This is a genomic window from Lactococcus sp. S-13, assembly GCF_004210295.1.
Taxonomy (GTDB): domain Bacteria; phylum Bacillota; class Bacilli; order Lactobacillales; family Streptococcaceae; genus Lactococcus.
In genome coordinates, this window is record NZ_SDAK01000001.1 from 203,991 (window position 1) to 228,759 (window position 24,769).

The following is a 24,769-nucleotide window of genomic DNA, read 5'->3' on the forward strand; positions in this document are numbered from 1 at the left end:
ATATCGGCGGATTTACGCAACACACTAAAAAATTAATAGGAGAATATTAAAATGGCATTGAACATTGAAAACATCGTTGCTGAACTTGAAACAGCTACAATCCTTGAACTTTCTGAACTCGTGAAAGCAATCGAAGAAAAATTTGACGTAACAGCAGCAGCTCCAGTTGCAGCAGCAGCAGGTGCTGGTGAAGCAGCAGCAGCTAAAGATTCATTCGACGTTGAATTGACTTCAGCTGGCGACAAAAAAGTTGCTACAATCAAAGCTGTTCGTGAAATCACTGGTCTTGGACTTAAAGAAGCTAAAGAACTCGTTGATGGTGCACCAACAATGGTTAAAGAAGGCGCTTCTGAAGCTGAAGCTAACGAAATCAAAGAAAAACTTGAAGCAGCTGGTGCTTCAATCACACTTAAATAAGAATTTGATTCTTGTTTAAAAGCGTGAAATCAATGTGACTAGTTTTGATTACGTACAGTGTACAATATTGTCTAGAAACTAAAAAGCTTTCTCGCTAAAAACCCACTAAGTCTTATCTTAGTGGGTTTTTTTGCTTTCAATCAATACTTTCTTTAAAAGTAGTAAGTAAAATAACTGAATAATTTAGTGAATTATTTTGTTTTATTCATCAAATGTTGTTGCAACTTTATCTAAACTTACAATAATGTAAGTTTTCAGTAAGCAATAAGTGGTATAATTAGTTTAATAAGAGATTGAGACATTTTAATTTAAAACTCAATTTCTACTAATTTAAAGGATATGAGATGAACTCAAAAGAAATTTTTCAATTTTTAGGTAAAAGTCTTTTTTATTTTGTGATAATTGTGGCTTTGCTTTATCTTTACTCGTATAGTCATACGGGTGGTGTACATTTTATTTATAATGAATTTTAGGGTTATTTAGAAAGATATGATGAAATTATTAGAACAAATTTTTGCAAGTGCTAAGAAAAATCCGCAAGGTATTGCGCTGTTTGAACGTGATCGTGCTTATACTTATGGGGAACTTATGGGTACGATTGTACAGATTTCAAAGAAAATTACTGATGAAACTCAAAGTGGTCGTCCAATTTTAATTTTCGGAAAAAATGATTTTTTGACGCTTGCTTCCATGCTTGCAGCGAACTTTTCAGGATTTGCTTATATTCCTGTTGATGCGCACACGCCATTTGAGCGTACGGAAATGATTTTTTCTACTGCAAAACCGGCTTTGGTGGTAACAACGACAGATTTGTCAGAAGATTTCGCAGAACTTTTTACTGACGAAATTTCCGTCAGCAAAAAAGACATTTCCGTCAGTGAAAAAGATGCTGATTTTGACTTTTCGAAAGCGGTATCTGGCGCTGCTGGAAATTATATTATCTATACATCTGGTACAACAGGTGTTCCTAAGGGCGTTGAAGTCAGTCATGATAATTTGGTTACTTTTACAAATTGGATGAATAATGATTTCTTAAAAATAGAAAATAATCAAATCCTCTCACAGGCACTCTATTCTTTTGATTTATCTATTTTTAGTCTTTATCCAAGCTTGACTACAGGGGGAAGTTTGATTTCCTTGTCAAGAGAGGAAACGACAAATTTCAAATTACTTTTTGAGCGTTTAAACTCAACAACAATCAATACTTGGGTTTCGACCCCTTCATTTGCTGATATTTGTCTACTGGATCCTTCATTTACAGAAAAAAATCATCCGGAATTACAACAGTTCATTTTCTGTGGGGAAGAATTGACCGTAAAAACGGCAGAGAAATTACTGACGGCATTTCCGTCAGCGAGTATTTTCAATACTTATGGGCCAACAGAAGCAACAGGCGCGATTTCGTCAGTAAAAATTACAGAGAAATTGCTGACGCAAAGTAATCGGCTGCCTATCGGTTACGCTAAGCCAGGTGTTGAATTAAAAATCATTGACGGAGAGATTGTCATTGTCGGAGATTCGGTAGCCAAGGGTTATTTTGAAAATCCAGAAAAGACAGCTGAGGCTTTCTTTACGGTCGATGGAAAACCTGCCTACCACACAGGTGATGCGGGCTCAATCAGTGCTGACGGAATGTTACACTATCAAGGACGTATTGATTTTCAAGTCAAATTTAATGGTTTTCGTATAGAACTTCAGGATATAGAAGCCAACCTTCAAAAATTGAAAGGAATTGACAAAGCCGTCGTCCTACCTAAAATCAATGATCAGCATAAGGTGACTGCTTTGGTTGCTTACTTGCAGACGGCGCAGACTTTTTCAGATAGGGCAGCGGAGCGTGCATTTACAAAATGCTTGAAATCAGAACTCTCTAAGACGATTATGGATTACATGATGCCAAGTCAGTTTGTTTATCTCACCGATTTTCCGCTGACTCCAAACGGTAAAGTAGACCGCAAAGCGCTCGCCCCAAAAGAGCGAGGGGGTAACTAGTGCAACCTTATTCAACTCCCTTTTACTTTGTTATTCTAGGAGCAGCGCTTATTCCATTGGTTATTGCCCAATTATTTGGTAAAAAACTGATGGCTTATCAGGTGCTTCTCACTATCGCTTTTCTCTGGCTTACTTTTTCAGGGACAGTTACGATTTGGGCACTTATCGGCTTTGGAATTTTTCAAACGCTACTTGTAAAAGCTTACGAATGGTATCGCGTCAAACAGAAAAAGAATCAGTCAATTATCTTTTATCTAGCGATTTTATTGTCTATTTTGCCTTTATTTCTGGTCAAACTTCATCCACTTATTCAACCGTCACATCCGAGCTCGATTTTAGGATTTCTAGGAATTTCTTATGTCAGCTTCAAGACAGTTGCTATGCTGATGGAAATTCGTGACGGTCTCATCAAGGCAGTTCCCTTAAAAGAATTCCTCTATTTTTTGTACTTTTACCCAACAATTTCATCAGGGCCTATTGATCGTTTTCGACGGTTTGCAAAAGAGATGAAAGCTCCTGTTTCTGCTAAATATCCTGAACTACTTAATCAGGGCATTTTTAGGATTTTTCAAGGGTTTTTATACAAATTTATAATTGGCTATCTAATTGACCAATATTGGCTTCATGGTATTGCTATTGAGGCAACGCTCCATACAAGCGTATGGACAGTTTCACAAGCGATGTATGCCTATGGTTTGTACCTATTCTTTGACTTTGCAGGCTATTCCTTATTTGCCATTGGGGTCAGTAATTTAATGGGTTATGATCTGCCTCACAACTTCAATAAACCCTTTTTGGCCAAAAATATCCATGATTTCTGGCAAAGATGGCACATGACCTTGAGTTTTTGGTTCCGCGATTTTGTTTTCATGCGCTTAGTCAAAACTTTTATGGTCAAAAAATGGTCAAAAAATATGGTCACTATCTCAAATATTGGCTACCTTGCAAATATGCTCATCATGGGACTCTGGCACGGTTTGACCTGGTATTATATCTTATATGGTCTTTATCACGCTCTGCTGATGATTGGTTATGACGCATGGAATCGACTCAAAAAACGTAAAAAATGGAAAATACCTAAAAACAGATGGACAGTAGCACTAAGCGTTTTTATTACTTTTAATTTAGTGTTTATTGGTTTCCTCATCTTTTCGGGACTTCCCAATGCAATCCTCATGCACAATCTCGATCATTGTGCACCACTACCTAACTTTTAAAACATTATTCTAAGGAGAAAAAATGAAAGAACAAATTTTTGACATTATTGAAACAATTGCTGGAACAGACGAATTTCGTGAAGATTTAGATATGGATCTTTTTGAAGAAGGAATTCTTGACTCAATGAAAGCAATCATGTTGATTGTTGAGCTAGAAAGTAATTTCGACATTAGTCTTCCACCATCAGAAATGGATCGTGATGATTGGAATACAGCCAATAAAATTGTGGCTCGCGTGCAGGAAAAACAGGATGAAAATTAAATTATTTAAAGCCTTTGGCCCCTTGCTTTTAGCGGCAGTAGTGGTTGGCTTATTGATTTTTTTACCAATTAATGTCGGAATAAAATATTCCAAAACGCAATTGACAAAATTTGCCCAATCTCCATTAAATACGCCAAGTTTTTCAGGTTATGCAATAAAACGTCAAGCATTTTCTAATCCAGAATTCTTACCTTTGCTTGGCTCTTCTGAAATGGAGCACGTTAACTCCTTTCATCCGAGTTCATATTTTAAAAAATATCCTGCAGGTTTTACGCCTTATCTGGTCGGACAGCCAGGAACGACGACCTTGACGCATTTCTTTTATATTAACTCGATTTCTGAAGAACTCAAAAACCGAAAAATAGTGTTTGTCATCAGCCCACAGTGGTTCTCAAAGCAAGGAATGAACGAAGGGGAATTTAGAAACTTTGTCTCTAAAGGCGAAATTTATAGCTGGATGAAAGTAGCAGACCCAAAAGCAAGCACAACCGTACAGCTTGCACAACGTCTCCTGCAATTTAAATCTCTTGAAGCTGAAAAGACAATTTATTCTGGTCTCAAACGTTTGGCTAATCATCAAGCATTGACACACTGGCAAAAAATTTCGATTGGAGTAGGTTTGCAATTTTGGCGCAAAGAAGATGTTTTATTCTCCAATTTGTCGGAGCTTTCAGCAGAAGAACTTGGTTTATCTACTAAAATTAAACATTTTTCTAAAGCACTTCCAAATCATCCCACATCTGATACTTTAGAAAATTTAGCCATTAAACAAGCTGAAAAAAATTCTGATAACAATCCTTTCCAGATTAATAATCATGTTTGGAATCGAAAGTTAAAATCAAAATACAAGAAACTTGAAAATCGCAAAGCTCAAGTTGGTTACACTAACAGCCCAGAGTATGCGGATTTCCAACAACTTCTAAATACATTTGCGAAAAATCATAATGATGTTTTGTTTATTATTCAACCTGTTAATGGAGCGTGGTCGAATTACACGGGTGTTTCTAAAGCAACCTTAGAGCAATTTAGTACGAAGATCAAAGTGCAACTCCGGGATCAAGGATTTAAACATATTGCTGACTTTACAGATATGTATGATACCTTGTATGCTTCGGGCGATACGATTCATTTTGGCACAAGAGGGTGGTTGGCAGCGGATCAAGCCATCAAGAAATTTATGGCCCAAAAATCCAAAGTAAACTACGATATTGATAATACAAAATTTTTATCAAAGACGTGGCAAAGTGATGATTCTGAATGATTTTTATCAAACAGTTCTTATCCATTAAAAATTTAAGAAAATGAGGAATATTATGGATTCATTCATTCGAACAGTAAAACGCTATCCTTTTCAAGTGTGGGCGCTGATTTCTAATTTGGGAATTTTCGCTTGGCTTAAAGCTAATATAGGAAACTTAACGCATCAAGGAGAACAACTCTTACAGCGTAATCAAGGGATGATTACTTCTCTCAGTGTTTTTCTGAGAGAACATCCACTTTATATTTTGGGATTTGGTCTTGTTTTGATAGGGGTATTTCATTTCTTGCGAAATGTGGGTCGTCTTATTTTTACATTTTTAAATCTTTTGCTCATTTTGAAAGTTCTTGGAATTTTTTAAAAAGAAAAATAAAGCAGTCCAACAGAGGTGGCTGCTTTTTTTGAAATAAAATATGAAAAATGGGAGTTAAATCGCCTTGTTTTACAAATCTGAATATGATGTTTACTTTATAAATTGCAAATACTCTGCTATAATTAAATTTATGCAATTTATGATATTTATTGGCGCAGCGGTATCGCTCGTATTTAATATTCCTTATGCTTGGGCCACGATTATTGGTCGTGTTCGTCCCAACAAAGTGTCTTGGCTCTTATGGTCTATTGCTCCGGCAATTGGCTTTTTTGCGGCGCTCTCAAGGGGGTGGAATTGGGGACAGTTTCCCGTTTTAATTTCTTTTTCGACAACGGCTCTGATTTTTATTTGTTCTTTTATGAATCGAAAATCTTTTTGGGCGATTGAGCGTTTTGACGTGATTTGTGGTTTGGTGTCTCTCCTTGCTTTAGTAGTTTGGGGCTTGACACGAGAGCCGGATTTGGCAATTTGTTTTGCAATTTTGGCAGATATCATGGCAGCAATTCCAACTATAGTAAAGGCTTGGCGTTATCCAGAAACGGAAACTTGGGAGCCATTTGTCGCGGGTGTTTTCAATGCGGGGACAGGCTTTTTCGCCATGAGTGTTTGGTCCTTTACAAGTCTTGCTTTCCCAATTTATTTGATGTTGGTCAATGGGATAATAGCCTTGGTTATTCTTCGAAAGAAATGGTGGAGGGTAAAAGCGCATGACTAATCAAGTAGATTCAGCATACGTGCATATTCCCTTTTGTTCTCACATCTGTTATTACTGTGATTTTGCTAAGGTTTTAACCACTGGACAACCGATTGATGAGTATATTGAGGCTTTGATTGAAGAATTTGAAAGTTTTGAAATCAAAAAATTGAGAACTTTATATATCGGTGGGGGAACACCCACTGTTTTGAGCGCTCTGCAGTTAGAACGATTGTTGTCTGCTTTGACGGCTCGTTTAGACTTGACGTATCTAGAAGAGTTTACAGTTGAAGCAAATCCAGGGGACTTGTCCGATGAGGTCATCGAAGTTTTGGCTCATTCGGCGGTGAATCGGATTTCACTAGGGGTTCAGACGTTCAATAATCAATTGCTCAAAAAAATTGGGCGGACACACACGCAAGCTCAGGTTTATGAATCCATTGAACGCTTGAAGGCGGCAGGATTTGAAAATATCACGATTGATTTGATTTATGCCCTTCCAGGGCAAACGATGGAAATGGTTCAAGATGATTTGGAGCGTTTCTTGAGCTTGGATTTGCCCCATGTTGCTTTATATAGTTTGATTTTGGAAGATCATACCGTTTTTATGAACCGGCAACGGCGGGGACTTTTGCGCCTTCCCAGTGAGGATAAAAATGCAGATATGTATGAATATATCATGGAAAATTTAGCTCAAAGGGGCTATGAACATTATGAAGTTTCTAATTTTGCTCGTGCTGGTTTTGAGAGTAAGCATAATTTGACTTATTGGAATAATGCGGAATATTATGGCTTCGGAGCAGGGGCTTCAGGTTATTTGGCTGGGGTTCGTTATAAAAATCGTGGTCCTATTCATCATTATTTGGCGGCTAATGCTCAGGACAAACGCGTTCATGAGGAGATTCTCTCGAAAAAAGAGCAAGTAGAAGAAGAAATGTTTCTTGGATTGCGAAAAAAATCAGGTGTTTCAGTAGCTAAGTTTGAAGAAAAATTTGCTTTATCTTTTGAAAAATTGTATGGAGAGCAAGTTACAAAGCTGATTGAACAGGGGCTTTTGAATAACAATCGCCAAAAAATTCAATTGACAGATAAGGGGTTTGAGTTAGGAAATAATGTTTTTCAGGAATTTTTATTAGAAAAATTGGATTTTTAGTCCATTTTTAATGTGATTTGATAAAATTTTTGTTACAATACAACTAATGAGATTTAAAATGAGACGTAAACTAAAAAAAATAGGGGCGGTTTTATTCTTAATTTTAATGATAGGAATGGTTTTTCTTTTGGGGCTTGTTCGCATTCGTCCGAGTTCGTCAGAAAGTTTAGCAACTTCCAATATTATGATGAATCCTGTTTTGGATCAAAAAGTCTTAGATTTGAATAAGCCGGTTGTTGATTTGTCAGGCTGGCAACGTCCGAGTGACATCGATTATAATACCTTGAGTCAGCACATCATCGGAGCAGTTGTTCGGGTGAACGGTTCTTATGGTCATGCGGATAATTCGGCAACTAAGGATGGGGAGGATAAGGCTTTTAAAGAGCATATCAAGAATTTTCAGGAACGGGGAATTCCAGTTGCTGTTTATGCTTTCGTGACGGGAAAGAATGAAACTGAAATGAGAAAACAAGCGCGTGATTTTTATCGGCGAGCTTCGGTTTATCATCCGACTTACTACTGGTTGGATGTTGAAGTGACCAATATGAAGAACATGAACCAGGGAATCGAGGCTTTTCGCTCAGAACTAGCAAAAGCTGGGGCAAAAAATATCGGAATTTACGCTCAAGATTGGTTTTTGAAAGATAACAAGATTTCTACAGATAAATTTAATGCGATTTGGATTGCAGCTTATGGACGAAATACGGGAGTTTGGGACGCTTCGCCAGAAACATCGTTGACTTACGGGATGCAACAGTTTACAGATCAGGGCAAGTTGCCTGGTTATAGCGGAAACTTAGATTTGAATATGGTGATTGACCAGAAAAATTATGCGGCTTTGTTTGAAAATGGTGAAAAATGAAGTGAATATATGGATAAATTAAAAACACTTACGGGTGTTTTTTTTTTATAATATTTTTTATAAAATAAGAATAAAAATTATTTTTTCATTTGAATTTCATTAGAGTTTCTTAATTGTTTTTAATAATAAAAAGATAATTACAGCAGATAAATATTATTGATTAGCTGGCTTGTTTTTGATAGAATACAGTTGTCGACAAGAATACTAGTATTATAAAAAAATAAGAACTAAAGAAAAGAGGGTTAATAATGAATTATAAAAAAGCTTTAATGGTAGTACTGGTCTTGGGAGCTGTATTGATTTCGGGACAAGGGCTAAAAACATTTGCCGAAGATTTTTAGGCAGGACAATCTGATATTCAAGCTATCTATAGTAATATCAATGTTTTGAAAGAGCGAGTGAACGTAAAAAAAGCAGAGGCGACTAAATTAGAGGGAGAGTTAAAGAATGCTCAGAATTTAGTGGACCAGCTCCGGGGAGAGAATGCTCAAAAAGATAACGAAATTGCTCAAAAAAATGGTGAAATTAACGACAAAATAGCGGAAGGCAATAGAAAAGTTGAAGAGGTTCAAAAAGTTGTGAGCCAAAAACAAGAAGAATTGGACAGAGCAAATCAAGCGATTAGTGATTTAAATAATGAGATCAATCAATTGAAAAACCAAAGTAATCAAGCGAATGATCGTGCGATTATTGAGATTCAACGCGTGAACAAGCTCTTAGAAGAAGCGATTCAGGAGACAGAGTGATTATTTTTGATTTTTGAGAAGTTCTTCTTTAATTTTTCTGTTATAATGGGAGAAAGAAGAGTTAAAGGAGCTTTCAGATGCCAGAGAAATTTATAAGGCCAAGCAAGAATGAATATTTCAAGGAGATTGTGCAAGTAGTCGCAAAACGTTCGACTTGTACGCACGCACAGGTTGGTGCGCTTTTGGTGAGTCCAAGTGGGCAATTGTTATCAACGGGTTATAATGGGGCGGTTTCTGGAATGCCGCATTGTACGGATATTGGCTGTATTGAGGATAAATATGGGCATTGTGTGGCAACGGTTCATGCGGAACAAAATGCGATTGCACAAGCTGCAAAGCATGGGGTTTCTCCAGAAGGAGCGATTTTGTATACGACGCTTTTTCCGTGTTTGGCCTGTCTTAAATTGGTCGTGGCTGCTGGGGTGAAGGCGATTTATTACATTGATGAATATCATGCTAAGGATCCTTATGAGCAGCAGTTGATTGACACTTTGGGAATTGCTTGTCAGAGGGTTTAGCTTCTGCGAAGTTTAATTTTTTGATATTTTATGAGTGATTTCTGAAAATCACTCTTTTTTTTGCTAAAATAGAGGTTGAGGTTAGTAAAAAATGGGTTTAAAATATCAACAAAGTTATCGGGTGCCTTTTTATGAAAGTGATGCCTTTAAGAAGATGCGAATCTCAAGTTTGCTCGCGGTAGCATTACAGATTTCGGGTGAGCAATCGACGGTACTTGGCCGCTCTGATGTCTGGGTGGCGGAAAAATATGGCCTCTTTTGGGCAGTTATTGAGTATGAGTTGAAGATAAATCGGTTGCCAAGGTTTAATGAGAAACTCACGATTGAGACGGAGGCAACGAGTTACAATAAATTTTTCTGTTATCGGAAGTTTTCGTTTTTTGCAGAGGATGGGGCGCTCTTATTGACAATTAATTCGACTTGGGTGCTGATGAATCAAGAGAGCCGAAAGATTGAGCGAGTTTTGGATGATATTGTGGCGCCTTATGCGTCAGAAAAAATTGCCAAGATTTTGCGACCGCATAAATTTGCCAAAAGTGATGAATTTGTTGAGCCGCAGGAGATGGCTTATCCGGTACGTTTTTCGGACTTGGACATGAATGGTCATGTTAATAATGCGAAATATTATGATTGGGCAGCGGATATGGTAGCTTTTGATTTTCGAAAGGATTGGCAACCGGCGCAGATTTTTATCAAATACAATCATGAGGTGCTATACGGTGAGGAAATTCGGGCTTTGTTAAGTTGGCAGGGTCAGATCAGTCATCATAATTTTAATGATGGTGGCACCCAAATTGAGATTCATTGGACAAATGGGTCAGAAAAATCTGGAGAATTTACTGACGAAAATTAAATTTGAACAGTAGGATTAGAGAAAATGCTGACGGATTTTCTGTTAAAGAAAAAGGACTGACGGGAGTGCGGTGCTGCTCACATTTTCTAAATAAAAGAAGAAAGAATTGAAGAAATGACTAATAAAAAATACAAGGGTTATTTGATTGACCTTGACGGCACGATTTATCTCGGAAACGCACGGATTCCTGCGGGGGAACGCTTTATTCATCGGCTGCAAGCGGCGCAAATTCCTTATCTTTTGGTGACGAATAATACGACAAAAACGCCAGAAGTTGTGCAACGGCGCTTGAAAAATCAGTTTGATATTGATACACCATTAGAAACGATTTATACGGCAAGTTTGGCTACTGTTGATTACATGAATGATTTAGGCTTGGAAAAATCGGTTTATATTATCGGTGAGGATGGGCTGAAAGAGGCGATTTACGAGGCGGGCTACAAGAAAGACCGAGAAAATCCAGCTTACGTCGTGGTGGCTTTGGACACTGATTTGACTTACGAAATGCTCGTTTTGGCAACACTTGCGATTCATAAAGGGGCGAAATTTATTGGAACAAATCCTGATTTGAATTTGCCAAATGAGCGCGGATTGACGCCTGGTGCGGGTTCGCTGATTAAAATGCTTGAAGCAGCAACGCGCGTTGAGGCAACAATTATTGGTAAGCCAGAAAAAATTATCGCGGATAAGGCTGTTGAAAAATTGGGACTTCCTAAAGCAGATTTGCTGATGGTGGGCGACAATTATTTGACAGATATTCACACAGGAATTGACAATGGCATTGATAGCTTATTGGTTACCACAGGCTTTACCAAGCCAGAAGAAGTGCCACATTTGCCCATTGCACCAACGCACGTTGTGGCGAGTCTTGACGAGTGGGAAGTTTAAAGACGTCAGCATATTTTCTGACTGACACAACTTTTCGTCAGCAAAATTTCTGAGAAAAAACACTGACACAACTTTTCGTCAGCAAAATTTCTGAGTGAAAACACTGACGCAACTTTCCGTCAGTAAAATCTTTGAGAAAAAACACTGACGCAAATTCTCGTCAGTAAAATCTCTGAGAAAAAACGCTGACGCAAATTCTCGTCAGTAAAATCTCTGAGAGAAAACACTGACGCAACTTTCCGTCAGTAAAATCTCTGAGAAAAAACGCTGACGAAATTCCGTCAGTAAAAATTCACAGAAAAAACCAATCAAATCAGCCCAAAGGAGTCCGTATGCGCGATAAAATTATCTTTTCTCTAAGTATTTTGTGGGTCATTGCGCTCTCGGTGAGCTTGACTATTTTCCTTGCGATTCCGCTCTTTGGACTTGAAATTTCCTGGTATCATCTGACTGAAATTGCTCAAATGAATGCGGCTCAGCTCTGGCACAATTTTCTTGCGCTCATGAATTATCTGGTCAATCCTTTTGTAAATCAGCTGAAAATGCCCGACTTCCCCTCCTCCGCCAGTGGTTTAAAGCATTTTGCCGAAGTTAAACAACTTTTTATGCTGGCGTTTGCACTCGTTTTGGCACTTTTGCCAGCCCTCATCCTCTTTGTCAAAGAAAATCTACTGATGATTTTTCATAACGCCCTGCGCGTTGTGATGATTTTTCCTTTGGCAATGGGCCTTGTTGCTTGGCTCATTGGTTTTGATCGTTTCTTTGTCGCTTTTCATGAAGTGCTTTTTCGGGATAATAGCTGGCTTTTTGACCCAGCGACCGACCCGATTATCAATGTTTTGCCTGAACAATTTTTCATGCATACTTTCTTAATTTTTGTCGTAATTTACGAACTTGTATTCTTTTGGCTTTATCGGCGGGGAAGTTTATTCACCAAAAATAAATAAAAAACTGTTCTAACGAGCAGTTTTTTCTATTTCCGAACATTTCCAAGACTTTTTCAACAAAATGGCAGTAAAAATTTTAAAAATAAATCCGAATAAGCTAAAATAAAGAAGGAAGGTTGGGCAAACAGAGATTTTACAATCGCTCAACCAGCGAAGCCGTAAGGTTTGGTCGGTCTTTCTGTAAGCAAAAAATTCCAAGCATAAACAGCTTAAAGGGAGAAAAATATGAACAATCTCAACTCAGTATTTGACTACGAAGATATCCAACTCATTCCGAACAAATGTATCATTAACAGCCGCCAAGAAGCTGATACCAGCGTTAAACTTGGCAAATATACCTTCAAATTGCCCGTTGTTCCTGCCAATATGCAGACAATTATTGACGATAAAATTGCTGAAATGTTAGCTAAAAACGGTTATTTTTACATCATGCACCGCTTTGAGGCAGAAAACCGATTGGCGTTCATCCAAAAAATGCACGCGCAAGGCTTGATTGCTTCGATCTCCGTTGGAGTAAAAGCCGATGAACACGCCTTTATCCGAGAAATTTCAGCGCAAGCAGTCATTCCTGAATTTATCACGATTGACATCGCCCACGGTCACGCAGAGTCTGTCATCAAAACCATTCAACTCATCAAACGCTTGATGCCACAAACCTTTGTCATTGCTGGAAATGTTGGCACACCGGAAGCCGTTCGTGAACTTGAAAATGCTGGTGCCGATGCGACAAAAGTCGGCATTGGTCCAGGTAAAGTCTGCATCACCAAAGTCAAAACAGGATTTGGTACAGGCGGATGGCAATTAGCAGCTGTTAAATGGTGTGCAAAAGCCGCTAGCAAACCTGTCATTGCCGACGGAGGCATCCGAACTCACGGAGACATCGCTAAATCAATCCGCATGGGAGCAACAATGGTTATGGTCGGCTCACTTTTTGCCGCTCACGAAGAATCTCCAGGTCAAACCATCGAAAAAGATGGACAACTTTTCAAAGAATATTTCGGCTCAGCCTCAGAATATCAAAAAGGCGAACACAAAAACGTTGAAGGAAAGAAAATCATTTTGCCACATAAAGGTTCACTCAAAGATACCTTGAAAGAAATGCAAGAAGACCTTCAAAGCTCAATTTCTTACGCTGGGGGTCGTGATTTATCTGCACTCACCAAAGTTGATTACGTAGTCGTGAAAAATTCAATTTGGAATGGCGACGGCATTTAAAAATAAAACATCCACTAAAAAATAGTAAGATAAAAGTCCGTGAATTTCATTTCACAGGACTTTTTCTTTACACAGATGACGCCAGTCAACCTTTATTTTTCCACGCCAATTTTTTATTTCCCTTATAGAGCTCCACCGTCGTCCAAATGAGTAAACAAAGAACGATAACAATAATAAGAAGCGCAAGTATCTCCGAGAGAGGAGCGAACTTTTCAGGGAAAAAGTTTTTAATTTGATCAGGAATACTGATTAAATTAAGATAAGTGAGCGAAAGGACAGAAAACCAACCCAGTACTTGTATGAACCAATTATTTTTAAATTCTCCCATTTCGGATTTACTATTAGTCAACATTAACAAAGGAATAATTGAAAAAGGTAGGGCAAAAGCGAGAAAGACTTGAGAATTATTCATGAGGTTATTGATCGCCTCATGCTGCCTTTTTAAGCTGTAGCCTTTTGTCATGAGTACACAAATGAGCACAGGAAGGACTGAAAGCAGCCGAGTGACTAGTCGCCGCGCCCAAACCGGCAGATGCATATGAATGAAACCTTCCATGATAACTTGACCTGTCAAAGTTCCTGTAATTGTAGAATTTTGTCCCGAAGCAAGTAAAGCTACCGCAAATAAGGTCGATAAAGCGCCTGTTTTAGCAACTTCCGCAAGAGGCCCATTACTCAAAAGCGAAGGAGTAGAAAGGGCATCATAAAGTCCAAAGAAAGAAGGATCATCAATCACCCCAGTTTTAAAAACAGCCACACCCATAATCAATAATAATGAATTTACAACAAAAGCAATAGAGAGCTGAATGTTAGAATCCCAAGTTGAGAATCTGACTGCTTTTTTCACTTCTTTTTTATCTGCACGATTAAGCGCCCTACTTTGAGAAATTGACGAGTGCAAATAGAGATTGTGAGGCATAACAGTTGCTCCTATAATTCCCAATGCTCCTGTTAGTGGTGTCATGCCCGCTATTGAAGGAGAAGAGGAGAAGGTGCGACTATTAGGAATGAAACCTTGAAGCATTTCTTTCAAATTAGGGCTAGAAAGTGCCACCTGATAGATGAAGATGCAGAGGATAACTAGGATTAAACAGATGACCAGCGCTTCGATTTTTCTAAATCCAACTTTAGTTAATAAGAGAAGAATAAAGACATCAAAGACGGTGATAAACACAGCTAAGATGAGGGGAATATTAAAAAGTAAATAAAGCGCGATGGCTGCTCCAATGACTTCGGCGATGTCAGTAGCCATGATTGCAAGCTCCGTTAAGACCCAAAGCACGAAGCCTAAAGGCTTACTTGTCCGTGCACGAATCGCTTGAGCCAAATCCATCTGACTGACAATTCCTAACTTTGCCGACATATACTGCAAGAGCATTGCGATGAGACTTGACATCAAGATAACAGAAATGAGCAAATACTGAAAATTTTGGCCCCCAGTAATCGAAGTTGACCAGTTACCAGGATCCATATATCCCACTGCGACTAGCGCTCCGGGCCCAGAATAAGCAAGGAGTGTTTTGAAAAAGCTTGAGTCCTTGGGGACTTTGACTGTGCTATTTATTTCTTCTAAAGATTTACCATTGGGATGCTGGACGAATCGATGGCGTTGATTTTTTTGATTGTTCATGTTTATCTTTTCTAAGTGTAAAATTTAAATGTCAGAAATTTTTAAGACAAAGCATCAGAAATTTGTCCTGTTCGCTGAATCACACGGATTTTATCTTGTAAAAATAGAGGAATAATGATCATTTTTTCGTTGTCTTCCTTGATGATTAAAGAATTGTCTTGAAGAACTTCTATAATGGTGATGAGATGAGGAAGGGGTTGTTTAAGTTTTCGGAAAAAATCCAGTCCTTCATTATCTAGAGCAGTGATAGCATAGCTTTTATTTGTTTCAGCCTGATTTAGAGTAATTTCTACATTATTCTCCGTCCAAAAAAGTTCGGACGGAATTGAAGAGCCGTGAGGATCTTTCTGAGGATAATCAAGGAGTGCATAGAGCGACTCAACAAGCTTGGGCGAGGAAGCGTGCTCCAAGTTTTCAGCTTCTTCATGGACTTCTTTAGTAGAATAGCCCAATTTTTCCACCAAAAAAGTTTCCCATACCCGATGACTCTTTAAGATAAAACGTGCTTGAGTCACTCCGCTCGGTGTTAAGGTCATCCCGCGGTAAGGAAAATAGTCAACAAGTCCTTTTTTAGAGAGGCGGTTGACCATTTCGGTGACGCTAGGATTAGCCACAGATAGCCTTTGCGCCACCTGATGAATGCTTACAGACGCTTTGGTATCTTTCTTTTCTAGGGTATAGATTGCTTTGAGATAATCTTGTTCAGTTTTTGATAATGTTAACACTTTCTCATCTCCCGTGTAATGATAATAGCAATAGTATAGCATATGTTATCTAATTTGGCAAAAAGATTAGGTTGACCTAAATTATAAAATATTTCAACCCTAAAAAATCTTTCTTAGTTACTGTGAGAACCGAACATTTGATTCTTCTTTTCTAAAATTGTTCGCTTTTATTAGTGAAATCTTCATAAAATTTTGCTATAATACTATTTCAGGGGTTGAAAGCCCCCTTGAAATATCATCTTATTTATACCTGGGATATGGCTGGGCGTTTCTACCTCGTACCGTAAATGCGAGACAATAAGGAAATTCAATTTTTCAATAAAATTAGATTTCTTTTTTTGCGTATTTGAAACGCCCTGTTAATTCAGTTTAACAGGGCGTTTTTTGTTTACTTTTGGGCAAAAGTAGCACCGAATTTATTAAGGAGAACCAATGAAATTATTAGAAGACCGCATTCATACAGATGGTCAAGTGTTAGGGGAGGATATCCTCAAAGTTGACCGTTTTTTGACTCACCAAGTTGATTATGCTTTGATGAGGGCGATTGGTGAACGTTTTGCCGCAGTTTATGCGCAAGCAGTAGTTACAAAAGTGGTCACTATTGAAGCCAGTGGCATTGCGCCAGCACTTTATACAGCAGAAGCACTTCAAGTTCCGCTTGTCTTTGCTAAAAAAGCCAAAAATGTCACGATGAATGACGAATTACTCTCTACTGAAGTCTACTCTTTCACTAAAAAATTGACTTCAACTGTACAGATTTCTAAGAAACTCATTGAAGAGACTGACAAAATCCTAATCATTGATGATTTTTTAGCAAATGGTCAAGCCGCACTTGGGCTACTAGAGTTAATGCATCAAGCTGGTGCTGATGTTGCTGGAATGGGAATCGTTATCGAAAAATCATTCCAAAATGGTCGTCAACAACTTCTAGAAAAAGGGATAAAACTGACAAGTCTTGCCCGCATTGCTCAGTTTGAAAATGGTCAAGTCCGCTTTGCCCTAGCCGATGACCTTGCTTTCGATTAAAATTAAGCCAAAATAAGAAAATAAAGAAAAATTGAAGGAAAACTAAAAAATGTTTCAAAAAACAAAAGAAAACCACTCCAAATCTGCCCTTTTGGGTCTGCAGCATCTTTTAGCGATGTATTCGGGATCTATTTTGGTTCCGATTATGATTGCGAGCGCACTTCATTATTCGCCGACACAATTGACTTATCTGATTTCTACTGATATTTTCCTTTGTGGCTTTGCGACTTTTTTACAGTTGCAACTGCGCAAACATTTTGGAATTGGCTTGCCGGTGGTACTAGGTGTAGCTTTTCAATCTGTTGCGCCATTGATTATTATTGGTCAAAATCATGGTTCTGGTGCGATGTTTGGTTCATTGATTGTTGCGGGAGTTTTTGTGATTTTAATTTCTGGCATTTTTTCAAAAATCCGTAAACTATTTCCTCCGATTGTCACAGGTTCTGTGATTACAACGATTGGTTTGAGCTTAATTCCGGTGGCAATTGGCAATATGGGTAATAATGTGGCGAAGCCAACGTTGCAAAGTTTGATTTTGGCCCTCTTCACATTGGCTGTTATTTTGTTGATTAACATTTTTGCTAAGGGTTTTCTCCGTTCAATTGCGATTTTAATTGGTTTGATTGCTGGTACAATTTTGGCGGCTGGCATGGGTTTGGTTGATTTTAATGTCGTCGGACAAGCACCGTGGGCACATTTGCCTCAGCCTTTCTATTTTGCTGCACCAAAATTTTATTTAGTAGATTCGTTGATGATGATTATCATTGCTGTTGTTTCCCTCGTTGAATCAACGGGTGTTTATCTGGCGTTAGCCGATATTACGGGTGAAAACCTTGATGAGCAACGCTTACGCAATGGTTATCGTGCCGAAGGTTTTGCCGTTTTGTTAGGTGGAATTTTCAATACTTTCCCTTATACTGGCTTTTCGCAAAATGTCGGCTTGGTGCAATTGTCAGGCATCAAAACACGTAAGCCGCTTTATTACACAGCTGCTTTCTTGCTTGTTTTGGGTTTGATTCCTAAATTTGCAGCCATTGCTCAGTTGATTCCGAATCCTGTCTTGGGCGGTGCTATGCTTGTGATGTTTGGTATGGTGGCAACACAAGGTGTAAGAATGCTTGGTCAAGTAGACTTTGAAGGTAATCAAAATCTGCTTATCGCTGCCGTTTCAGTGGCAATGGGAGTTGGTTTTAACTCTACAAATTTGTTTTCAGCTTTACCTAGCTTCATCCAGCCCTTTGTTTCTAATGGCATTGTGATGAGTACTGTAGCTGCGATTGTTTTAAATTTAATTTTCAACCATAAGAAAGCACCACAAAAAGAAAAAGTTTCTCAAGCCGAATTGATTAATTCATAAGAATAATATAAAAAAGCGAGCACATAAGGCTCGCTTTTTTTAGTAGATAATATTTTATCAGAGGACTGGATGAACTTTTTTACTGACGTAAAGTTACGTCAGTAAATTTACTTCAATTTGTCTTTTTCGTAAGTATGTATGCGTTCTAAACCGCGGAAATTTTGCTGACGAATGGCTTCATAGACAATCATGCAGGCACAATTTGACAGATTGAGCGAGCGGACGTGTTCATCATTCATCGGAATGCGAATGCATTCGTCGCGATGTTCATGCATAAATGCTTCAGGTAAGCCAGTGTCTTCTCGTCCAAACAAGAAGTAGTGATCAGAGCTGTCATCAGAATAATCCACGTCAGAATAAACTTGCTCGGCGAATTTGCTGACCAAATAAAGCTTGCCACCGTCAACAATTGAGTTCATGAAGTCCTGCAAGTTTTTGTGGTAAATAATATTGACCTTGTCCCAATAATCCAATCCTGCACGTTTGAGATTTTTATCTGAAATTTCAAAGCCAAACGGCTCAATCAAATGTAAAGTAGTGTTTGTCGCAGCACAAGTCCGCGCAATATTTCCCGTATTAAAATGAATACGTGGTTCAAAAAGAGCGATATGATTCATAAAAAGTACACTTTCTTATCTAAAAAAAATAGAAATCAGCCAGAGAAAATACTGACGAAAAAATCCGTCAGAGAGAATTTGCTGACGTAACTTTACGTCAGTAAAAATGGAGGTAATTTCTGTTAAAATCATTAAAAATAAGCCTAAAAAACAAAAAAACTAGACCCCTCGGAGTCAATCTCAGCAAGAAGTCTAGTTGGGGGACTAATTTGCTTTAATCATAACAGGAAAGATTGAAACAAACTAATGTAATTATTATGATAACACTTATTTTCAAATTTGTAAAGGAAAAAGTGAATTTTTTTAATAAAATTCATTGTTTTTTTGTATAAAGCAGGAAAATAAAGCCTTGATGAAGAAAACTTGACAAAGCGAAAATGTTAAAAATTTGCTATAATAGTAAAAGTGAAAATTCTCTGAAGGGGACTGCGATGATTATTGGAATATGGGCCGAAGACGAGCAAGGACTTATCGGCAAAAACGAAAAAATGCCTTGGCGCCTGCCAGCTGAGCAGCAACATTTTAAAGCGACAACCATGAATCAAGTCATTCTCATGGGGCGCAAAACCTTTGACGGCATGAACAAGCGCGTTTTACCTGGACGTTTAAGCATTGTTTTGACGCGAGATGAAAATTACAGCTCAGAAAATGAAAACGTGCTTGTTTTGCACAGTCCTAAAGAAGTTCTTGAGTGGTACAAAAACCAAGAAAAAGACCTTTTTATTACAGGTGGTGCTGAGATTTTAGCCCTTTTTGAACCCGAACTTGAATTGCTCTATCGCACGGTTGTTCATGGTAATTTTGAAGGTGATGCCTACTTTCCGAGTCAATTTGCTTGGGAAAATTATCAAGAAATTTCACAAAGCACCTATCATAAAGATGCGCAAAATCCCTACGATTTTACCATCAAAAAATATAAAAGAGTAAAATAAGATGACGAAATCAATTTTTGGGCTATTTACAGCCCTCCTTTGTTGGGTTAGTATTGTCATTGCCATTCAGTGTTTCCGTAAAAAGCGCTGGGGCTTAGGCACACTCTTTGTGCTCAATGCTTTTACTAACCTCGTAAACGCCATTCATGCCTTTTCTGGCACGCTGTTTTAAAATTAGGAATTAAAAAGAATTATGCCAAATAATACACTTACCCCAGATATCCATTGCTCATTTTGTGGAAAAAGCCAAGATGATGTCAAAAAAATGATTGCCGGATCAGACGTTTACATTTGTAACGAATGTATCGAACTTTCAACGCGCATTCTTGAAGAAGAAATGCAGGAAGAAAAAACTTCGGAAATGCTCGAAGTAAAGACACCACGTGAAATGTTAGAACTGCTCAACGCCTATGTCATTGGGCAAGAAAGAGCCAAAAGAGCTCTTGCCGTAGCTGTTTATAATCATTACAAACGAATCAATTTCTCAGGAAGTAAACTTGCCGAGGATATTGAACTCCAAAAATCAAATATTTTGCTGATTGGCCCGACAGGTTCAGGGAAAACTTTCCTTGCTCAAACCCTCGCAAAGTCGCTCAATGTTCCTTTTGCAATTGCCGATGCAACCAGTTTGACAGAAGCAGGTTATGTCGGTGAAGATGTCGAAAACATCTTACTCAAACTCTTGCAAGCCTCTGATTTCAATATTGAACGCGCAGAACGTGGGATTATTTATATTGATGAGATTGATAAAATCGCTAAAAAATCAGAAAATGTCTCTATCACCCGTGACGTTTCAGGTGAAGGTGTCCAACAAGCCCTTTTGAAAATTATTGAAGGAACTGTAGCTAGTGTGCCACCACAAGGCGGGCGTAAACACCCTAACCAAGAGATGATTCAAATCGATACCAAAAACATTCTCTTTATCGTCGGTGGCGCCTTTGACGGGATCGAAGAAATCGTTAAACAACGTTTAGGTGAAAAAATCATCGGTTTTGGTGCCAATAATAAAAAATTGAGCGAAGAAGATTCTTATATGCAAGAAATCATCGCCGAAGACATTCAAAAATTTGGATTGATTCCCGAATTTATTGGTCGTCTACCGATTGTTGCTGCTTTAGAACGTCTGACAGAAGAGGATTTAATTCGTATTTTGACCGAACCTAAAAATGCGCTGATTAAACAATATCAACAACTTTTATTCTTTGACGGCGTTGATTTAAACTTTACGCAGGATGCTCTTTTTGCAATTGCTAAAAAGGCCATTGAGCGTAAAACAGGAGCGCGTGGACTTCGTTCAATCATAGAAGAAACAATGATGGACATCATGTTTGAAGTGCCAAGTGACGACGAAATCACTAAAGTTGTCATCAACGCAGAAGTTGTCGATGGTAAAGCAGAACCCCAAATGATACGAAAGACTGAAAAAAATGACGATTAATACAAATAACCTTAGCCTGACCATCTCGGCAGCTTCAAAAAAGCAATATCCAGAAAATGATTGGCCTGAGATTGCGCTTGCAGGACGTTCAAACGTTGGGAAATCAAGCTTTATCAATACATTGCTCAACCGAAAAAATTTCGCCCGCACTTCTGGACAACCAGGGAAAACACAACTCTTGAACTTTTACAATATTGATGATCAAGTTCACTTTGTTGACGTGCCCGGCTATGGTTACGCCCGCGTTTCCAAAAAAGAACGTGAAAAATGGGGTAAAATGATTGAAGAATACCTCACCACTCGCGAGAATTTACGTGCGGTCGTTAGTCTAGTTGACATCCGTCATGAGCCCTCAGAAGATGACATTATGATGTATGAGTTTTTGAAATACTACCATATTCCAGTCATTTTGGTCGCAACAAAAGCGGATAAAGTAGCGCATGGCAAATGGAACAAGCACGAATCAATCATTAAAAAAGCGATAAAATTTGACAGTACCGATGATTTTATCATCTTCTCATCTACGGATAAAACAGGAATCGAAGAAGCTTGGAAAGCGATTGTAAAATATCTCTGAAAATATTGCTATGAAGAGATTCATAGCCTTTTTGACACTCAAAGTTGGAGAAATATGTATAAAATAAAGCTAAACAATATGAAATTTAAAGCCCATATTGGTGTTCTTCCAGAAGAAAAAGTGGTCGGTCAAAATATTGAAGTCGACCTCATTGTTGAAACAAACTTTGATTTTTCTGGATTAGACCAATTGGAAGAGACCCTATCTTACGTTGATTTTTATGAGGCCACCGCACAAATTATTGCGACTTCTAGAGCAGATTTGATTGAAAATTTAGCTTTTGAGATTATAAGAGCTGTCAAAGCAAGCTCTGAACGAATTGCAGCAGTCGAAATTCATCTTAGAAAATTAGCGGTACCAATTGAAGGCATTTTTGATTCTGCTGAGATTGAAATGCGTGGCTGATTTAAAAATGTAGTGTTTATGAAGGAGTAAAAGATGCAAACCATTTATTTAAGTTTAGGGAGTAACATGGGTGATCGTCAGTATCATCTGCATGAAGCGGTACGTCTATTGGGTGAACACCCCCAAATTATTATTGAAAAACAATCAAAATTTTATGAAAGCTCACCAGTAGGTGGTGTCAAACAAGATGATTTTATCAATTTAGCTTTAAAAATCTCAAGTCTCCTTTCTCCGCAAGAGTTGCTGACTTACCTTCATGAGGTTGAAGCAAAATTACAAAGGGTTCGCAAGATTCATTGGGGCCCTCGAACCATTGACATTGATATTTTATTCTATGGTGATTTAGAAATACAAGAAGAGCATTTAACGATTCCTCATTCTCAAGTTTTTCAACGCCTATTTGTGCTAGTCCCTCTGCTAGAGCTTGTTCCAGAAGATTTCAAGTATCATGAGAAACTCCGAAAAGCAATTCAACAGCTGTCAGAAAGCCAACAAAAACTGGTTATTGTCCCTGAAGAGATTGCCCTAGACAACGTATTGAATCGGCAGTCAAGGAAATTTTGTTTGCTGTTGGTGAAAATCCGCAACGAGAAGGTTTATTAGAAACGCCTCAACGAGTAGCTAAGATGTACGAGGAAATCCTTTCATCACAGCGTTTAAGTCAATTTGAAGAATACAAGTTGTTTGAGATTGATCCAACAAAAACAGACTCTACTGTTCTTATTAAAGATATTCCGTTTTATTCAATGTGCGAACACCATATGCTCCCCTTCTTTGGGAAAGCTCATGTAGCCTATATTCCGCAAGAAGGACGAATTATTGGCTTATCCAAGATTCCTCGCTTAGTGGACTATGTGTCACGTAAACTTTCGGTACAAGAAAATGTTACGCATGATATTGCGGATATTCTCACAGAAATTCTCAATCCTAAGGGCGTTGCTGTCCTTGTTGAGGGGCGCCATATGTGCGTTGAGATGCGTGGGGTCAAAAAGTTAAGCTCTCTTACGAAAACCAGCTATTTTTTAGGTGAATTTAAAGAAAATAGTGAAAAAAGAATGGAATTTTTGGAAAGTCTATGATAAAAATCAGTGAATTAGCACAGGACAATTTTTCTCTAAAAAATATCGGTATCAAATTTGCCGAAATTTCTGCTCAAGAACGACTCTGGCTCAATCAAAAGCTGGAGCGAAACGGGAGTAAAGTTTGGCTGACTCCTGATGAGCTTTTACTTTTTTTAAGTATTGATGAGCTGGCTTTTTTGATTGAACATTTTGAAGAAGGAATGATTAAAAGTCAGTTGCGCACGATTTATGACCGGCACTTAGTGATTTTTTCTGGTAAAAATTTTAGATTTGATTTGACGAGAAAACCAATTGTTTATTCTATTGTCAATGTCACGCCGGATTCTTTTTATGATGGTGCGGCTGAAAATTTGACACTAAGCCATATTCTCAAACGGGTAGAGTCGGATTTGGAAAATGGTGCAGCTGTACTTGAATTAGGTGGTAAGTCTTCGCGACCAGGCTATTCGGATATTAGTCCGCGTGAAGAATGGCAAAGACTAGAAAAACCTTTGAAAGAGATTAAAAAGCATTTTCCGAAAGCAATTTTAGCGGTTGATAGTGATGAAGCAGAAGTCATGGAAGCAGCGCTGGATGCCGGTGTTGATATTATTAATGATATTGATGGCTTTGATCAGCCGGATAAACTGCAAGTTATTGAACATTATCGTCCAGCAGTTGTTGCGATGAATAATGGGCGGCAGGGCTTTAAATACGCCAATAATGTCTTTGAAGAATTACCTGCTTTTTTCCAGCACAAAAGTCAAGAATTACAAGAATTGGGCCTGCATAAAGAACAAATCTGTGTTGATGCTGGAGTTGGTTTTTTCTCAGGAGATTCAGGAGTGGACAGTGTTCAACGAGTGAAAACAACTGAAATGTTAAGCCGTTTAGGCTTACCAGTCATGATTGCAATTTCACGTAAATCATTTATGGGAAATGTTTTTGGTGTGAATGGTGAGGAAAGACTGTTTTCTACGTTAATGTTTGAAGCCCAAATGGTCGCCGATGGTGGCCGGATCTTACGAGTACATGATGTCAAGGAGACTAAACGGTTACTTGATGCGATTGAAATTTACCAAAAATTCTGATGAACAATAAAAAAGAAATTGACCAAATTCAAAGCCTTTATCTTTTTGAGGATGAAGAAAAATTAAATGAAGTCTGCGCCTTATTAGCCAATGCGAATTTTGAATTGCGAGGCAGAGAAAATCCTAATTTACAACTCTCGGCGAGTGGTTTGGTTTTTGAGGATGAAAAATTATTTTTTATTGAACATCCTTATCAAAAAATTTGTCTTCTGCCCGCAGGACACGTGGAATTGGGAGAAAGCCCAGAAGAAACGGCTCGCCGAGAATTCCAAGAAGAAACAGGTTTTTTTGTTGAAGACCTAGCGCGCTTGGTAGATGTCAACCTCATCAAAATACCTTTCAATGAAAAAAAGGATGAGAAGGAACATTGGCATATTGATTTTCGCTATTTGCTTAAGAAAAAGCAGATGAAGCCAGAACTTGCTGAACTTCCAGTCTTTTTATTGACGGAAAATGAGGCGCCACAAGAGTTTCAAAAGTATTATCACTTTAAAAATAAATGAGAAGAAGGTTAA

The 24,769-nt window shown here is 38.2% G+C and carries 28 protein-coding genes, 1 pseudogene and 1 riboswitch; of the genes and pseudogenes, 26 read left to right on the forward strand and 3 right to left on the reverse strand.

Annotated features, from left to right (window positions below):
- The first annotated feature begins 51 nt into the window (after positions 1 to 51).
- From rplL to guaC, 16 genes are all read left to right on the forward strand, one after another.
- Positions 52 to 417 (forward strand): 50S ribosomal protein L7/L12, encoded by a 366-nt coding sequence (gene rplL, locus EQJ87_RS01070; RefSeq protein ID WP_130122945.1) that lies wholly within the window; start codon positions 52 to 54, stop codon positions 415 to 417.
- Between the two features lie 344 nt (positions 418 to 761).
- Positions 762 to 890 carry a teichoic acid D-Ala incorporation-associated protein DltX gene (locus EQJ87_RS01075; protein WP_130122946.1) on the forward strand — a complete coding sequence of 43 codons (129 nt, stop codon included), beginning with the start codon at positions 762 to 764 and terminating at the stop codon, positions 888 to 890.
- Between the two features lie 19 nt (positions 891 to 909).
- Positions 910 to 2,409, forward strand: a complete 1,500-nt coding sequence (dltA, locus tag EQJ87_RS01080) for a D-alanine--poly(phosphoribitol) ligase subunit DltA (RefSeq protein WP_130124551.1) — start codon at positions 910 to 912, stop codon at positions 2,407 to 2,409.
- Positions 2,409 to 3,626, forward strand: coding sequence for a D-alanyl-lipoteichoic acid biosynthesis protein DltB (dltB, locus tag EQJ87_RS01085; RefSeq protein WP_130122947.1), 1,218 nt, complete (start codon positions 2,409 to 2,411; stop codon positions 3,624 to 3,626). Before dltA ends, dltB begins: the two co-directional genes overlap by 1 nt.
- A 22-nt stretch (positions 3,627 to 3,648) precedes the next feature.
- Positions 3,649 to 3,888 (forward strand): D-alanine--poly(phosphoribitol) ligase subunit DltC, encoded by a 240-nt coding sequence (gene dltC, locus EQJ87_RS01090; protein ID WP_130122948.1) that lies wholly within the window; start codon positions 3,649 to 3,651, stop codon positions 3,886 to 3,888.
- Positions 3,878 to 5,149, forward strand: a complete 1,272-nt coding sequence (gene dltD / locus EQJ87_RS01095; protein ID WP_130122949.1) for a D-alanyl-lipoteichoic acid biosynthesis protein DltD — start codon at positions 3,878 to 3,880, stop codon at positions 5,147 to 5,149. The genes dltC and dltD overlap by 11 nt, the downstream gene beginning before the upstream one ends.
- Positions 5,150 to 5,201: 52 nt before the next feature.
- Positions 5,202 to 5,507 carry a hypothetical protein gene (locus EQJ87_RS01100; protein ID WP_130122950.1) on the forward strand — a complete coding sequence of 102 codons (306 nt, stop codon included), beginning with the start codon at positions 5,202 to 5,204 and terminating at the stop codon, positions 5,505 to 5,507.
- 142 nt (positions 5,508 to 5,649) lie between these two features.
- Positions 5,650 to 6,234 (forward strand): hypothetical protein, encoded by a 585-nt coding sequence (locus EQJ87_RS01105; RefSeq protein ID WP_130122951.1) that lies wholly within the window; start codon positions 5,650 to 5,652, stop codon positions 6,232 to 6,234.
- Entirely contained in the window at positions 6,227 to 7,366 is a 1,140-nt protein-coding gene (gene hemW / locus EQJ87_RS01110) for a radical SAM family heme chaperone HemW (RefSeq protein ID WP_130122952.1), read from the forward strand. Before EQJ87_RS01105 ends, hemW begins: the two co-directional genes overlap by 8 nt.
- A 58-nt stretch (positions 7,367 to 7,424) precedes the next feature.
- The gene (locus tag EQJ87_RS01115) at positions 7,425 to 8,228 is read left to right on the forward strand and encodes a glycoside hydrolase family 25 protein (protein ID WP_223804469.1); all 804 of its coding nucleotides are present in this window, start codon (positions 7,425 to 7,427) and stop codon (positions 8,226 to 8,228) included.
- A gap of 398 nt (positions 8,229 to 8,626) precedes the next feature.
- Positions 8,627 to 8,974: a hypothetical protein gene (locus tag EQJ87_RS01120; protein ID WP_130122954.1), complete on the forward strand. Its 348-nt coding sequence runs from the start codon at positions 8,627 to 8,629 to the stop codon at positions 8,972 to 8,974.
- A 77-nt stretch (positions 8,975 to 9,051) separates the two neighbouring features.
- Positions 9,052 to 9,492, forward strand: a complete 441-nt coding sequence (locus tag EQJ87_RS01125) for a deoxycytidylate deaminase (RefSeq protein ID WP_130122955.1) — start codon at positions 9,052 to 9,054, stop codon at positions 9,490 to 9,492.
- A 91-nt stretch (positions 9,493 to 9,583) separates the two neighbouring features.
- A complete protein-coding gene (locus EQJ87_RS01130) occupies positions 9,584 to 10,345 on the forward strand; it encodes an acyl-ACP thioesterase domain-containing protein (protein ID WP_130122956.1) in 762 nt (253 codons plus the stop codon).
- A 114-nt stretch (positions 10,346 to 10,459) separates the two neighbouring features.
- Positions 10,460 to 11,233, forward strand: coding sequence for a TIGR01457 family HAD-type hydrolase (locus EQJ87_RS01135; RefSeq protein WP_130122957.1), 774 nt, complete (start codon positions 10,460 to 10,462; stop codon positions 11,231 to 11,233).
- Positions 11,234 to 11,565: 332 nt separating this feature from the next.
- Complete coding sequence (locus EQJ87_RS01140; RefSeq protein WP_130122958.1) at positions 11,566 to 12,180, forward strand: TIGR01906 family membrane protein; 615 nt, start codon at positions 11,566 to 11,568, stop codon at positions 12,178 to 12,180.
- A gap of 225 nt (positions 12,181 to 12,405) precedes the next feature.
- Positions 12,406 to 13,395 carry a GMP reductase gene (guaC, locus tag EQJ87_RS01145; RefSeq protein WP_130122959.1) on the forward strand — a complete coding sequence of 330 codons (990 nt, stop codon included), beginning with the start codon at positions 12,406 to 12,408 and terminating at the stop codon, positions 13,393 to 13,395.
- Positions 13,396 to 13,480: 85 nt separating this feature from the next.
- On the opposite strand, the gene EQJ87_RS01150 is transcribed toward guaC, so the two are convergent.
- Both EQJ87_RS01150 and EQJ87_RS01155 read right to left on the reverse strand, forming a co-directional pair.
- Positions 13,481 to 15,025, reverse strand: coding sequence for an Nramp family divalent metal transporter (locus tag EQJ87_RS01150; RefSeq protein WP_130122960.1), 1,545 nt, complete (start codon positions 15,023 to 15,025; stop codon positions 13,481 to 13,483).
- A 41-nt stretch (positions 15,026 to 15,066) separates the two neighbouring features.
- Positions 15,067 to 15,750, reverse strand: a complete 684-nt coding sequence (locus EQJ87_RS01155; RefSeq protein ID WP_130122961.1) for a metal-dependent transcriptional regulator — start codon at positions 15,748 to 15,750, stop codon at positions 15,067 to 15,069.
- A gap of 220 nt (positions 15,751 to 15,970) precedes the next feature.
- A riboswitch (purine riboswitch) is annotated at positions 15,971 to 16,068 on the forward strand.
- Positions 16,069 to 16,182: 114 nt separating this feature from the next.
- Between EQJ87_RS01155 and EQJ87_RS01160 the strand changes: the two genes are divergently transcribed.
- Both EQJ87_RS01160 and EQJ87_RS01165 read left to right on the forward strand, forming a co-directional pair.
- Entirely contained in the window at positions 16,183 to 16,776 is a 594-nt protein-coding gene (locus tag EQJ87_RS01160; protein ID WP_130122962.1) for a xanthine phosphoribosyltransferase, read from the forward strand.
- A 49-nt stretch (positions 16,777 to 16,825) separates the two neighbouring features.
- The gene (locus EQJ87_RS01165) at positions 16,826 to 18,133 is read left to right on the forward strand and encodes a nucleobase:cation symporter-2 family protein (RefSeq protein WP_130122963.1); all 1,308 of its coding nucleotides are present in this window, start codon (positions 16,826 to 16,828) and stop codon (positions 18,131 to 18,133) included.
- 107 nt (positions 18,134 to 18,240) lie between these two features.
- Here EQJ87_RS01165 and EQJ87_RS01170 read toward each other — a convergent pair whose 3' ends face one another.
- Complete coding sequence (locus EQJ87_RS01170) at positions 18,241 to 18,750, reverse strand: tRNA (cytidine(34)-2'-O)-methyltransferase (protein WP_130122964.1); 510 nt, start codon at positions 18,748 to 18,750, stop codon at positions 18,241 to 18,243.
- Positions 18,751 to 19,181: 431 nt separating this feature from the next.
- Here EQJ87_RS01170 and EQJ87_RS01175 point away from each other — a divergent pair, with 431 nt between their 5' ends.
- The 8 genes and pseudogenes from EQJ87_RS01175 (at position 19,182) to EQJ87_RS01215 (ending at position 24,757) form a co-directional block, all read left to right on the forward strand.
- Positions 19,182 to 19,682 carry a dihydrofolate reductase gene (locus EQJ87_RS01175; protein WP_130122965.1) on the forward strand — a complete coding sequence of 167 codons (501 nt, stop codon included), beginning with the start codon at positions 19,182 to 19,184 and terminating at the stop codon, positions 19,680 to 19,682.
- 1 nt (position 19,683) lies between these two features.
- Positions 19,684 to 19,854, forward strand: coding sequence for a hypothetical protein (locus tag EQJ87_RS01180; RefSeq protein WP_130122966.1), 171 nt, complete (start codon positions 19,684 to 19,686; stop codon positions 19,852 to 19,854).
- A 21-nt stretch (positions 19,855 to 19,875) separates the two neighbouring features.
- Positions 19,876 to 21,120 (forward strand): ATP-dependent Clp protease ATP-binding subunit ClpX, encoded by a 1,245-nt coding sequence (clpX, locus tag EQJ87_RS01185; RefSeq protein WP_130122967.1) that lies wholly within the window; start codon positions 19,876 to 19,878, stop codon positions 21,118 to 21,120.
- Positions 21,110 to 21,697, forward strand: coding sequence for a ribosome biogenesis GTP-binding protein YihA/YsxC (gene yihA / locus EQJ87_RS01190; protein WP_130122968.1), 588 nt, complete (start codon positions 21,110 to 21,112; stop codon positions 21,695 to 21,697). The genes clpX and yihA overlap by 11 nt, the downstream gene beginning before the upstream one ends.
- A 54-nt stretch (positions 21,698 to 21,751) precedes the next feature.
- A complete protein-coding gene (gene folB / locus EQJ87_RS01195) occupies positions 21,752 to 22,102 on the forward strand; it encodes a dihydroneopterin aldolase (RefSeq protein ID WP_130122969.1) in 351 nt (116 codons plus the stop codon).
- Between the two features lie 33 nt (positions 22,103 to 22,135).
- Positions 22,136 to 23,181, forward strand: a pseudogene (gene folE / locus EQJ87_RS11475) (GTP cyclohydrolase I FolE).
- Positions 23,181 to 24,254 (forward strand): dihydropteroate synthase, encoded by a 1,074-nt coding sequence (gene folP / locus EQJ87_RS01210; protein ID WP_130124552.1) that lies wholly within the window; start codon positions 23,181 to 23,183, stop codon positions 24,252 to 24,254. The pseudogene folE and the gene folP overlap by 1 nt, the downstream one beginning before the upstream one ends.
- Entirely contained in the window at positions 24,254 to 24,757 is a 504-nt protein-coding gene (locus tag EQJ87_RS01215; RefSeq protein ID WP_130122972.1) for an NUDIX domain-containing protein, read from the forward strand. Before folP ends, EQJ87_RS01215 begins: the two co-directional genes overlap by 1 nt.
- The last annotated feature ends 12 nt before the right edge of the window (positions 24,758 to 24,769 follow it).